A 12,155-nucleotide genomic window follows, 5' to 3' on the forward strand; every position below is an offset into this window, starting at 1 on the left:
TACAAGTTTTTGTATTGCAGTGCGGAATTTTGAGGAACAATTACAGGCTGGCCTCCCTTACGTATTAACCCGTAGCCCCGGCCTGTCGACGTTTCCTCACCACACCGCAATACGAAAGCAATCATGTCACTCACACAATTCAAAATCGGCACCCGGCTCGGGATCGGGTTTGCTGTCGTCCTCGGCCTGCTGGTGGCCGTCTTGCTCGTCGGCCTGTATTCCATGGGGCAACTGAGTGCGCGCACCCACGACATCGTGGCCGACAAGAACGTCAAGATGGCGGCGGCCAACACCATGAGCGACAACGTGCGCAACATTACCCTGGCGATCACCAGCGTGGTGGTGGCGCCGACGGAAGCGCTGGTGCAGGCGGAACTGGCAAAGATCGGCGAAGCGCGCAAGAAATACGGCGCCGCCAAGGAAACCTTGCAAAAGAAAATCTCGACGGACAAGGAAACGGCCTTGATGGCCGAACTGGACGCGGCCCTGAAATCGGGCGCGCCACTGAACAACAAGGTCATCGAGCTGCGCAATGCAGGCCAGACGGACGAAGCGATCACCTTTTTGACGCAACAGGCGGCACCGAGCCTGAAGATCGTGCTGGGCGCACTCGACAGCCTGGTCGCGTATGAAGCGCAGCAGGCCGCGCAGGCGGCAACGGACGCCGAAACGCTGAGCGCGAGCGCGCGCGCCTACATGATCATCCTGGGCAGCGTGGCCGTGCTGCTGGGCGCTTTTGTTGCCTGGATCATCACGCGCTCGATCACCCGCCCCATCAATGCGGCAGTGGGCGTGGCCGAAACCGTGGCCTCGGGCGATTTGTCCTCGCACATCGTCGTCGATTCCAGCGATGAAACGGGCCGCCTGCTGGGCGCCCTGAAAGCCATGAACACCAGCCTGCTGGGCGTGGTGGCGCAAGTGCGCCACGGCACGGATGCGATTTCCACGGCATCGAGCGAAATTGCCGCCGGCAACCTCGACCTGTCGTCCCGCACGGAAGAACAAGCCAGCTCGCTGGAAGAAACGGCGTCGGCCATGGAAGAGCTGACCTCGACCGTGAAACAGAACGCGGACAATGCACGCCAGGCGAATCAGCTGGCCAAAAGCGCGTCCGAGGTGGCCGTGCGCGGCGGCAGCATCGTCTCGCAAGTGGTCGACACCATGGGCACCATCAACGAGTCGTCGAAGAAAATCGTCGACATCATCGGCGTCATCGACGGCATCGCTTTCCAGACCAACATTCTTGCCCTGAACGCGGCCGTGGAAGCGGCGCGCGCGGGCGAACAGGGACGCGGCTTCGCCGTGGTGGCCACGGAAGTGCGCAACCTGGCGCACCGCTCGGCCTCGGCCGCCAAGGAAATCAAGGAACTGATCGCCGCCTCGGTCGCCAACGTGGACACGGGTTCGCGCCTCGTCAATGAAGCGGGCCAGACCATGGGCGACATCGTCGACAGCATCGTGCGCGTGACCGACATCATGGGAGAAATCACCTCCGCCACGCACGAACAGACCATCGGCATCGAACAGATCAACATGGCCATTGCCCAGATGGATGAAGTGACGCAGCAAAACGCGGCCCTGGTGGAAGAAGCGGCCGCCGCCTCGCAAAGCATGCAGGAGCAGGCGGGCGAACTGGCGCACGTGGTGGGATTCTTTAAAACCGGCAACCATGTCGCCAGCGCCGCCAAGCCGAGCCCGGTGCGGGCAGCACCGGCCGCGGCAAAAATCGCTCCTCCCGCCGCCCGGCCCGCGCCAGCGCGCAAGGCCGTGGCCGCCGCGCCGGCGCGCCGCAGCAATGCGGCTGCCGAGAGCGAATGGGAAGAGTTTTAACGAATAGCAACGTCCTCCCCACGGGAAAGCCAGGCAGGAAGTTGCTGCCTGGCTTTTTTTCGTCCGCCAATACCACTTTTTTTGCGGCAAAGCCCGCGCAATAGGCAAAAGTGCAAAACGTGCAGCGTGCATACGCTTTACAATCCTCGCTCGCTTTACAAAATATATTGGTCATCATGAATCAGGCAGAACAGCAGCGCCTCCTGGCTATCCTGGAGTATTGGCACAAGATCGAATTCTTTATCCCGTTTGACCTGAATCAAATCACGGACGTTGAAGACCAGTCCACCGTGCGTCTCCTTCAGCGCGAACAGCTGGCGCAATTGCCGCTGCAGTTCGCCACGCAATGGCCAGTGCCTTCCGACCGCGAGATCGACGGCTTCTCCCTCTTCCTCGGCGTGTTCGACAAGGCCGAAATCAACAAGGCTTGCCCGCCGGCCAACGGCCCGGAAAACATTGCCGAAACAGAAAAAACAGAGCTGCTGGGACGCTCGTGCTTTGCCCGCCTGAACCTCAATGCGCTGGGCGAGCCGCAGTTCGATCCTGTCTCCGTGTCAACCTTGCCGTGGGCCCTGGGGCGCGCACGCACGCCGGACTGGTCGGGCCTGAGCCTGGACGCCTTCAGCGACAGCCAGCTGGCGCTGCAAGACAGCCTGCGCAACTTCGCGGCCAGCCGCGTATCGCAGCAAGTAGCGGATGAAGCGGGCAATGTCTCATCGCCCCTGTCCGGCATGGAAATCGCGGCCCTGGCCGACCTGCTCATCGACTGGGCCGGTTTCCGCCCGTCCGCAGGCCAGCCGCTGGCCGTGCTGGAATTGCGTACGCGCAAGAAACGCGCGGCCGTGGCGGCAGGCGACCTGGCTGAGACCAGCCAGAACCGCAGCCTGGACTTCGGCGACGCGGTGGAGCCCAGCATCGATATTCTCAACAGTTTTTACCTCGATGACCTGGAACAGATCATCCGCACCTTGCGTGGCGGCAAGTTGCCCGCCACCGTCGCCGCCTACCTGACGCCGCTGGCGCAGGACGAGCGCATCGACCTGTACAGCCCGGCCGGACGCCAGGCGCTGGCCGCCATGCTCAATCCGGCCAATATGAACCGGGGCCACTGGCTGGAAGACGCCAGCTACGCCATGAGCCTGATGCAGCAATTCGCCATCCACGGCGCGCGCACGGGCTTGAGCGAGCGCGGCATCTTTTCCGTCAACGGCCCACCGGGCACGGGCAAGACGACGTTATTGCGCGAATTGTTCGCCGACAACATCGTGCGCCGCGCGGCCGTGCTGTCCTGCCTGGACCGCGCCGGCGACGCCTTCATCGGCAAGGTGGCCGTGGCCTTCGAAGGCGTGCGCGACCCGATCACGATTGCCCGCTTGCGGCCGGAACTGACGGGCTTTGAAATGGTCGTCGCCTCGTCGAACAATGCGGCGGTGGAAAACATTTCCGGCGACCTCCCAAAACCAAAACAGCTGGGCAAGGAATGGGCGCGCACGCGTTACTTTGAAAGCGTGGCGCGCCGTGTCGTGGCCGACGGCAATGGCGCCAACCGCACCTTGACCGATACGGAAGCGCCGTGGGGCTTGATGTCCTGTGCGCTGGGCAATAGCGCCAACCGCCGCCGCTTCGTCAGCAATTTTTATGACGACGACTGGGATAAAACGACGGCGCGCAAGACGCCGAACGCACAGAATATCCGCCAATGGCTGGCCAGCTACCAGGGCGTCAGCTTCGCCCAGGCGGCGCGCGAGTTCCGCGAGACGGAACACGTGGTGGAAAAGGCCCTGGCCGAGCACGCGCAATATGCTGCCCTGTGGCAAGCCGTGGGCACTTGCACAGAAGCCGATTTCATTGAGGCCAGCCAGCAGGCGCTGATTGCTGCTGAGCAAGAGATGGATGCGGCGAACGGCGCCCTGTCCGGCGCGCTGGCGCAGCAGGACACCCTGCTCGCCAGCAAGAAGGAATTGCTGGAAGAGGAACGCCTGGTGGCGCTGACGCAGCCCGGCTTCTTTGCCCGCCTGTTCCGCACGGCCCCGGCGCGCGCCTACAAGGAGGCCGTCGTCGCCAATGCCGAGGCGCAGCGCCAGGCGGCGCGCGACGTCTCCGCCATCAAGCTGCTCTTGAAGGGCGAACTGGAGCCACGCTGCGAACGCGCCCGCCATGGCCTGCATATCGCCCTGCGCACGGCGCAATCGCGCCAGCGCGAATGGGATGACAGCACGGAATTGCTGCGCCGTGCGCGCATGCGCTTCCCCACCATCATCGCGCCGGCCACGCTGGACGAGCTGGATGGCGACGCCCTGCAAATCGGCGGCCTGTGGCATGAACCAGCGCTGGCGCGCCTGCGCTCGCGCCTGTTCGCCAAGGCCCTGGCCCTGCACGAGGCGTGGCTGGCCGAAGTGGCGAAGAAGGGCGGCCCCGGCTTTGGCGGCAACTTGCTGGCCGTGTCGAAATTGCTCAAAAACAAGCGCGCCTACGATCAGTCGCATATCGCCATGGTGTGGCACAGCCTGTTCATGGTCGTGCCCGTCGTATCGACCACGTTCGCCTCGTTCGCGCGCCAGTTCCAGGGCATGGGTCCCGAATCGCTGGGCTGGCTGTTCATCGATGAAGCGGGCCAGGCCGTGCCCCAAGCGGCGCTGGGCAGCCTGTGGCGCGCCAAACGCGCCGTCGTCGTGGGCGACCCGCTGCAGATCGAACCCGTGTTCACGGTGCCGGGCCGCCTCGTGCAAACCCTGTCCGCCCTGTCGCCGCACACGCAGGATGGCAGTTACGCGCCGACTTCCGTTTCCGTGCAGACACTGGCCGACAAGGCCAACCGCTATGGCGCCGTCGTCGGCGCCGGCAGCGCGCAGCCCTTGTGGATCGGCAGCCCCCTGCGCGTGCACCGCCGCTGCGTGGAACCGATGTTCTCGCTGGCCAACAGCATCGCCTATGAAGACAAGATGGTCTACGGGCTGGCCGACCGCATGCCGCCGGCCGGCGCGCGCGGCCTCACGCGGGGTCCCAGCCGCTGGATCGACGCCGTCGGCCCCGTCAGCTACAAGCAGGTGGTGCCCGTACAGCTCGATTTCGTGCTGGAAGTGTTATTGAAACTGTACCGCCGCGACGGCAAACTGCCGGACATGTATGTGATCACGCCGTTCAAGGCCGTGCGCAACGAATTGCGCTCGCGCATCGTCGACATGGACTGGGACCGCCGCCTCGGCTACGGCAAGGCGCCGACGGCGCGCGAATTGCGCCAGTGGAGCAGCCAGATGGTGGGCACCGTGCACACCTTCCAGGGCAAGGAACAAAGCGTGGTGATGCTGGTCCTCGGTGCCGACGACAGCACGGCCGGCGCCGCGCAATGGGCGGCGGCCACGCCGAACCTGCTCAACGTGGCCCTCACGCGCGCGCAGCACCATGTGTACATCGTCGGCAATCCGCTGCTGTGGGGACAGTTGCCGCACTTTGCGCCAGCGTGTGCGCAGTTGGCGCATACGGGCATGCATGAGTTTTTGGTGGAGATGGGCTAAACGGGGAAGGTCAGGGTAAACGTCGTGGCGGCCGCGTCCGAGGCCACGCTCGCGCTGCCGCCGTGCAACTGCATGATGGCCGTGACGATGGCCAGCCCTAATCCCGTGGAGGCGGCCGAATCGCTGCGGGCCGGGTCGGCGCGGTAAAAGCGTTCGAACAGGTGGGGCAAGTGGCGCGCGGGGATGGCGGGCCCCAGGTTGCTTACGCTCAATTCCACGCCCTCGTTCGTCGCGTGCGAGCGCAATAAAATCGTGCTGCCCGGCGCCGCGTGGCGGATGGCGTTCGACAGCAAATTGCCGAGCGCGCGGCGCAGCAGTTGCGGCTCGGCCGTCACCGTGCCGCTGCCGTGGCAAGCCAGCGCCAGCCCCCGTTCTTCGGCCAGGCCTTCGAAGAAATCGGCCAGGCGCAAAAACTCGTCCTGCACAGGCAAGGCTTGCTTGATCAGGATCATCTCGTCCTGCTGCGCCCGCGCCAGGAACAGCATGCTGTCGATCATGCGCGACAGCCGTTCCAGCTCTTCCACATTCGACGATACCAGCTGTTCATACTCGTGCGCGCTGCGGGGACGCGCCAGCATGACCTGGCTTTGTCCCAGCAGATTGGTGACGGGCGTGCGGAATTCATGCGCCAGATCGGCGGAAAACTGCGACAGCCGCGCGTATCCCTCCTGCAGGCGCGCCAGCATGGCGTTCAAGGCCTGGATCAGGGGCAGCAATTCCGTCGGCGCACCGCGCGCCTCCAGCTGCTGCCCCAGCTTGCCCGGCCGCACCAAGGCCGCGTGGGCGGCGATATTGCGCAGCGGCCGCAATCCCCGCAGCAGCATCACGCTGGCCAGTATCGCCGCCACCAGCGCGCTGACGGCGACGGAAACGACGATCTGCCAGCGGTAGGCGGCGAACATGGCCGTGCGGTCGCCGTAGACCCGGGCGACGGCAATGTCAGCCATCTGCGCGGGATCGCCGATGCGTGCGCTGGCCGCCACGACCCTGGCCGGATAGCCGTCGCGGCTGATCCAGCTGACGATGTCGGCAGCCGTCACGGGTGCATCGACGGCCACGGGAACAGCATGCACGACGTTCTCGCCGTTCGGATTGATATCGATCAAACGCGTGCCATCGGCGCGCACGATGCGCACCAGGGAATTTCCTGTCCGCTCATGGTGTCGCGGAAATACTGGGGCCGCTCGCGGATGATATCGAGGGTGCCCGCATTGCCGAGTAGCTGCTGGATCTGCCGCAATTTGCCCAGCAATAAAATATCGTCGCGGCGCTCGATTTCCGCCACAAATGAACGGTACAGATGCATGCCCAGCCCGGCCGAGACGAGCGCCACGATCAATACGAAGACGAGCGTGACGCGCAGGGTCAGCGAGCGCCGCAGTTCTGCCAGTTTCATTGAACGGCGCCGCTGTCGGGAGCGCTGGGCGCGCGCAATTCGCAGACATAGCCCATGCCCCGCAAGGTGTGGATCAGCTTGGGTTCGAACGGATCGTCGAGCTTGCTGCGCAGGCGGCGGATGGCCGCGTCGATGACGTTGGTGTCGCTCTCGAAATTGATGTCCCACACTTGCGAGGCGATGATGGAGCGCGACAGCACTTCGCCCTGGCGCCGCGCCAATAAATGCAGCAAGCCGAATTCCTTGGCCGTCAGGGCGATGCGCTGGCCTTGCCGGCTGACCTTGCGTTTCATCACATCGATTTCCATGTCGCCGATGCGGATGACGTCGTCTTCTCGGGGCGGCCCGCGCCGCAGCAGGGTGCGGATGCGCGCCACCAGTTCCGCAAAGGCGAACGGCTTCACCAGGTAATCGTCGGCACCCAGCTCCAGGCCTTTCACGCGGTCCTGCACTTCGTCGCGCGCCGTCAGAAAAATCACGGGCACGTCCGCGCCGCCCTCTTGCAGGCGCAGCGCGCGCAAGACTTGCCAGCCATCCATGATGGGCAGCATGACGTCGAGCACGATCAGATCGGGCGCTTCGGTGCCGGCCATGTGCAGGCCGTCGCGGCCATTGCGCGCCAGGCTCACCGTAAAGCCGGACTCGGCCAGGCCGCGCAACAGATAGTCGCCCGTCTTCGGTTCGTCTTCGATTACCAGGATGCGCATGGCCGCTTTCTAAGGAAAATATAAAGCCATTTTACGCCGCGCCGGGCGCCGCGGATGATAAAAATGTCATGCGGCGATCATCTTCTCGTAGGGCAACACTTGCCATACTGGCGCCATTCTTTTCCATGGAGGCCAGATGAAAACCCTGATGTTCGGCAGTGCCCTGCTGTGCCTGCTGGCCAGTCCCGCCCACGCGCAATTGCGCACGGTCAATGACCTGTCGCTGGCGGCGGCCAACAAGCTGGCCGATGCGGCCATGGCCGCGTGCCAGGCGCAAGGGCGGCATATCGTCGTCACTGTGCTGGATCGTGGCGGAAATATTGTCGCCGTGCAGCGCGCCGATGGCGTCGGCCCCCACAACACGGAAGCGAGCCGGCGCAAGGCATACACGGCCTTGTCCACCAAAAGCGACACCTACACGCTGGCCGTGGCAGCGAACGCCAACCCGGACATGCGCAACCTGGCCACCGTGCCGGAACTGTTGCTGCTGGGCGGCGGCCTGCCCTTGCGCGCCAGGGGCGAAGTCGTCGGCGCCATCGGCGTGGCCGGCGGCGGCGGCGCCCTGCCAGACCGGGCCTGCGCCCAGGCCGCCCTGGCAGCCATCCCCGAACTCGATTCCCCCACCCCTTGAAAGCAACAACGATGAGCTATCTGAAAAAAACCGCTGCCGCCCTGGCCTTCGCCAGCCTGTCCGGCATGGCGCTGGCCGCCAATCCCTTGAGCGTGCACATCCTCGACTTGCAGAGCGGCCAGCCGACGGCGGGCGTGACGGTGACGCTGGAGCAGAAAAAAGATGACGCTTGGAAACAATTAAGCAGCGCCGTGACGAATGCGCAGGGGCGCATCGCGGCCATGTATCCGGAAAATCAACCGTTGCAGGCGGGCGACTACCGCATCGTGTTCAAAACGGGCGAACACTATGCGCGGCTGAAACAGGAAACATTCTTCCCGGAAATTCCCGTGCAATTCCACGTGGAAAAGACCGAGCAGCACTATCACATACCGCTGCTGCTCAGCCCTTTCGGTTTCTCCACGTATCGGGGCAACTGAGGGGAACTAAGCTTAGCCGAGCGTCTTCGCCGTCTGCCCGAACAGCACGCTTTTCGCGTCGCCGCTGACGGTCGGCTGCACATTGATCTCGGCCGCCCGCGCATACGCGCGCACGGTGGCGGGACGGGCGGCGATGGCTGCGAACCAGCGCGCCAGGTGCGGGAAATCTTCCAGCTTCTGGCGCTGGCGCGCGTGCGGCACGATCCATGGATAGATCGCCATGTCGGCGATGGAATAGTTGTCGCCGGCAACGAATGCGCGGTCGGCCAAACGCTTGTTCAGTACGCCGTATAGCCGGTTCGTTTCGTTGACATAGCGCGTGATCGCGTAATCGATGGGCTCGGGCGCGTATTGCACGAAATGGTGGTTTTGCCCGGCCATGGGGCCCAATCCCCCCATTTGCCAGAACAGCCATTGCATCACCTCGGCGCGCCCGCGCACATCGTCCGGCAGGAATTGCCCGCTTTTCTCGGCCAGGTATTGCAGAATCGCGCCCGACTCGAACAGCGACAAGGGCGCGCCGCCATCTGCCGGCGCCTGGTCGACGATGGCGGGAATGCGGTTGTTCGGCGCGATGGCGAGAAATTCGGGCTTGAACTGCTCGCCCTTGCCGATATGCACGGGAATGATGTTGTAGGGAATGCCCGCTTCTTCCAGGAACATTGTCACCTTGTGCCCGTTGGGCGTGGTCCAGTAATACAGGTCGATCATCGTCGTCTTTCAGGTCGTTGGCATGGGTGGGCGTAACTATTGTCGCGCCGCAACTGGTGTGCATGGATATAATGCCACGTAAGCGAAAAACAAGACGGCGCGTGCCCCGCTTGCCACGCAAGCAAGCACCCACTCTCGCCGCAAGAATAGAATTCCGCCATTCCCGAGAACCATCAAAGAAAGCAGACCATGCGCAAACTCCTGATCGTCACGCTGTCCGTCCTGCTGTCAGGCTGTGTCCAGGACTTCGCCATCTATATGTTCGATGGGCAAGACCATTACCTGACCGTGCGCCGCCAGCAACGTTATTTTTGGCAAGATACGGTGGAAGTGCAGCTGATGGCGACCAATTTGCCGCAATGCCAGCGCCTGCATACGCTGTCGACGGATGCGCCGGCCGACATCACCGTCGAGCTGTTCGCGGCCGGCGATGGCATATGGAATATCCGCATGGGCAAGCAGCTGTGGCAGGCGGAAACGAATACCTGCAATGAGCTGACGGAAATGGAAAACGACCCGAAAGCCGACCTGGGCCAGCCGATCGGGCAATTCGTGGTCGTCGATGACAAGCTGGAATTCGAGCCGGCGCCGCCAGCGGCGGCACCGGCCCAATAGGAACTTAGCGCGCCGCCAGGCTGCGCAGCGGCTTTTTCGCCACGGCGCGTGGCGCGGCCGAGCTTGGCGCCAGGCGCGGCGCCGCCCCCGGTTCCTGCGCCGACAGTTTGAAGCGCGAGACCAGCTGCGCCAGCACGGCCGCCTGGTCCTGCATGCTCGACGCCGCTGCCGCCGCCTCTTCCACCAAGGCCGCATTTTGCTGCGTCACGCTATCCATCTCCGTGATCGCCTGGTTGACGTGGCCGATGCCCGTGCTTTGCTCGTGCGAGGCGGCCGTGATGTCGGCCATGATGTCGGTCACGCGCGACACGCTGGCCACCACCTGATCCATGGTCGTGCCCGCCTGTGCGACGAGGGTGCTGCCGGCCGCGATGCTGTCGACGGAGGCGCCGATCAGTTCCTTGATTTCCTTCGCCGCGCCGGCGGACCGTTGCGCCAGATTGCGCACTTCGGACGCCACGACGGCAAAGCCGCGTCCCTGCTCGCCCGCGCGCGCCGCTTCCACGGCGGCGTTCAATGCCAGGATATTCGTCTGGAAGGCGATGCCGTCGATGACGCCGATGATGTCGACGATCTTGCGCGACGAAGCGTTGATGGTGTCCATGGTGCCGATCACTTGCGCCACCACGGCGCCGCCCTGGCGCGCCACGGCGGAAGCGGACTGCGCCAGTTCATTTGCCTGCACGGCATTGCCCGCGTTTTGCGTCACGGTCGAGGTCAATTCCTCCATCGATGCCGCCGTTTCTTCCAGGGAGCTAGCTTGCATTTCCGTGCGCGCCGACAAGTCCATATTGCCGCTGGCAATCTCGCTCGACGCCGTGGCGATCGTCTCGGCGCTATGGCGGATTTCGCTGATCGCGTCGACCAGGTTGGTCTGCATGGTCTTCATCGCGTACAGCACGCTGTGACGGTCGTTGGCATGCGTGCGCACGGCGCCGCTCAGGTCGTTATTCGCGATCTGGGCAGCCACGTCGGCCGCATATTCGGGATCGCCGCCCAGCGCATGGCGCAAGCTGCGGTTGATCGCCACGACGACGGCGGCCAGCAAGCCGCACACCAGCAGCAGCACGCCCAGCGAAGTGATCAGCGACTGGCGGAAAGCCGCGTCGATATCGTCCATGTACACGCCCACCACGATGGTCCAGCTCCACGGCTTGTAAGCGACCACGCGGCTCATCTTCGGTTCGGCGTTCTTCTGGCCGGGACGGGGGAAATAATAATGGACGAAACCCTTGCCCGCATCGCTCTTGCCGACGGCAACGATGTCGCGGTACAGATAGGTGCCGTTGGCATCCTTGAAATCCGACATGTTCTTGCCATTGGTTTGCGGCGCGGCAGGATTCATCACGACGACGGCATCGAGGTTGATGATGGACAAATAGCCGGTCTCGCCGAAGCGCATGCTCTTGATGACGGCCGTGGCCTGCTTTTGCGCTTCTTCCTGCGTCAGGGCGCCGCTGGCGGCCAGCTCGCCGAACATCTTGACGGCGCCCAGGCCCAGGTCGGCGGCATTGCTCAGGTCGGCGCTACGCTCTTCGATGCGGATCTTGCGAATTTCCAGGGCGTTATAGACAAAAATAACGGTGATGCACAACAGGCTGCAAATCAGGGGAATCCATAACTTCTGCTGGAACGTCAATTTCTTCATGCTGTGTCTCCAACTCTCTATTGTGCGGCGATGGGGCGTGTCCCGCTTCCAGCGCGGCAGGCCAGGAATGCGGCGGCGACGGTGCTCTGGCGGCACCGTTCAGACGACACCAGCATACGCTCGAACGACCGATATTTACAATGCTGGAAAGCAATGAATTTTGCCCGGTGTTGTTAATGCGTTGCGACAATTGATGAGAATTGATGCTGCATTGCAGTAAAAAAGCACGCAGATAGGCGGTGTCAAGGCAGGCGGGGGTGGCGGGCATGTGTCAAAATGCACGCCGGATAGAATGAATCACGAAAGAACAGCATGACCAAGAATGAAGCCATGAAACGCATCAACGACCGCCTGGGCAAACCCACGCTGACGGACAAGAACACGCATTTTGCCAGCGTCGCCAGCTATGGCACGGACGAAGGCTGGTGGCTGAAGATTCCCTTCCTGACCTTCAAGCAGGAATTGCACTTCATCCTCAACAATGAAAAGACGAAAAGCTTCCAGCACCTGAAAATCGGCGCCAACCAGATCCTCAGCCCGGGCATGAAGTTCCGCAGCACGGGCGGCGCGGCCGACGCCTTCATGTCGGCCTCGGCGCCGAAACGCCTGGTCGACCTGCTCGACGGCGGTAGCAAGTACAACTTCACCAAGCACTTCATTAACGACTATCGCTACTAGTCCCA

The 12,155-nt window shown here is 63.4% G+C and carries 11 protein-coding genes; 6 read left to right on the forward strand and 5 right to left on the reverse strand.

The window, feature by feature from the left end; all coding sequences use genetic code 11:
• Positions 1–123 precede the first annotated feature (123 nt).
• Together ACQVLG_RS06295 and ACQVLG_RS06300 are read left to right on the forward strand one after the other, a co-directional pair.
• Positions 124–1,830, forward strand: a complete 1,707-nt coding sequence (locus ACQVLG_RS06295; RefSeq protein WP_474293470.1) for a methyl-accepting chemotaxis protein — start codon at positions 124–126, stop codon at positions 1,828–1,830.
• 176 nt (positions 1,831–2,006) lie between these two features.
• Complete coding sequence (locus ACQVLG_RS06300; RefSeq protein ID WP_474293472.1) at positions 2,007–5,345, forward strand: DEAD/DEAH box helicase; 3,339 nt, start codon at positions 2,007–2,009, stop codon at positions 5,343–5,345.
• Here the strand turns inward: ACQVLG_RS06300 and ACQVLG_RS06305 are convergent.
• Genes ACQVLG_RS06305 through ACQVLG_RS06315 form a run of 3 tightly spaced genes read right to left on the reverse strand, consistent with a single transcriptional unit; the run spans position 5,342 to position 7,448 of the window.
• Positions 5,342–6,481 carry a heavy metal sensor histidine kinase gene (locus ACQVLG_RS06305; RefSeq protein WP_474293474.1) on the reverse strand — a complete coding sequence of 380 codons (1,140 nt, stop codon included), beginning with the start codon at positions 6,479–6,481 and terminating at the stop codon, positions 5,342–5,344. The two genes, ACQVLG_RS06300 and ACQVLG_RS06305, sit on opposite strands and share 4 nt — an antisense overlap.
• Entirely contained in the window at positions 6,448–6,741 is a 294-nt protein-coding gene (locus tag ACQVLG_RS06310) for a hypothetical protein (RefSeq protein ID WP_474293476.1), read from the reverse strand. The genes ACQVLG_RS06305 and ACQVLG_RS06310 overlap by 34 nt, the downstream gene beginning before the upstream one ends.
• Positions 6,738–7,448: a heavy metal response regulator transcription factor gene (locus tag ACQVLG_RS06315; RefSeq protein ID WP_474293478.1), complete on the reverse strand. Its 711-nt coding sequence runs from the start codon at positions 7,446–7,448 to the stop codon at positions 6,738–6,740. Before ACQVLG_RS06315 ends, ACQVLG_RS06310 begins: the two co-directional genes overlap by 4 nt.
• 136 nt (positions 7,449–7,584) lie before the next feature.
• Between ACQVLG_RS06315 and ACQVLG_RS06320 the strand changes: the two genes are divergently transcribed.
• Complete coding sequence (locus ACQVLG_RS06320; protein WP_230542104.1) at positions 7,585–8,079, forward strand: GlcG/HbpS family heme-binding protein; 495 nt, start codon at positions 7,585–7,587, stop codon at positions 8,077–8,079.
• An 11-nt stretch (positions 8,080–8,090) separates the two neighbouring features.
• Positions 8,091–8,498, forward strand: a complete 408-nt coding sequence (gene uraH / locus ACQVLG_RS06325; protein WP_474293481.1) for a hydroxyisourate hydrolase — start codon at positions 8,091–8,093, stop codon at positions 8,496–8,498.
• Positions 8,499–8,510: 12 nt separating this feature from the next.
• On the opposite strand, the gene ACQVLG_RS06330 is transcribed toward uraH, so the two are convergent.
• Positions 8,511–9,209, reverse strand: a complete 699-nt coding sequence (locus ACQVLG_RS06330; protein ID WP_230542106.1) for a glutathione binding-like protein — start codon at positions 9,207–9,209, stop codon at positions 8,511–8,513.
• A 189-nt stretch (positions 9,210–9,398) separates the two neighbouring features.
• Here ACQVLG_RS06330 and ACQVLG_RS06335 point away from each other — a divergent pair, with 189 nt between their 5' ends.
• On the forward strand, positions 9,399–9,824 hold the full coding sequence (locus ACQVLG_RS06335) for a hypothetical protein (RefSeq protein ID WP_474293483.1): 426 nt from the start codon (positions 9,399–9,401) through the stop codon (positions 9,822–9,824).
• A gap of 4 nt (positions 9,825–9,828) precedes the next feature.
• Here ACQVLG_RS06335 and ACQVLG_RS06340 read toward each other — a convergent pair whose 3' ends face one another.
• On the reverse strand, positions 9,829–11,472 hold the full coding sequence (locus tag ACQVLG_RS06340; RefSeq protein WP_474293485.1) for a methyl-accepting chemotaxis protein: 1,644 nt from the start codon (positions 11,470–11,472) through the stop codon (positions 9,829–9,831).
• A 312-nt stretch (positions 11,473–11,784) separates the two neighbouring features.
• Here ACQVLG_RS06340 and ACQVLG_RS06345 point away from each other — a divergent pair, with 312 nt between their 5' ends.
• Positions 11,785–12,150 carry a hypothetical protein gene (locus tag ACQVLG_RS06345; RefSeq protein ID WP_046683244.1) on the forward strand — a complete coding sequence of 122 codons (366 nt, stop codon included), beginning with the start codon at positions 11,785–11,787 and terminating at the stop codon, positions 12,148–12,150.
• Positions 12,151–12,155 lie beyond the last annotated feature (5 nt).

This window comes from Janthinobacterium sp. TPC_1 (genome assembly GCF_056037845.1).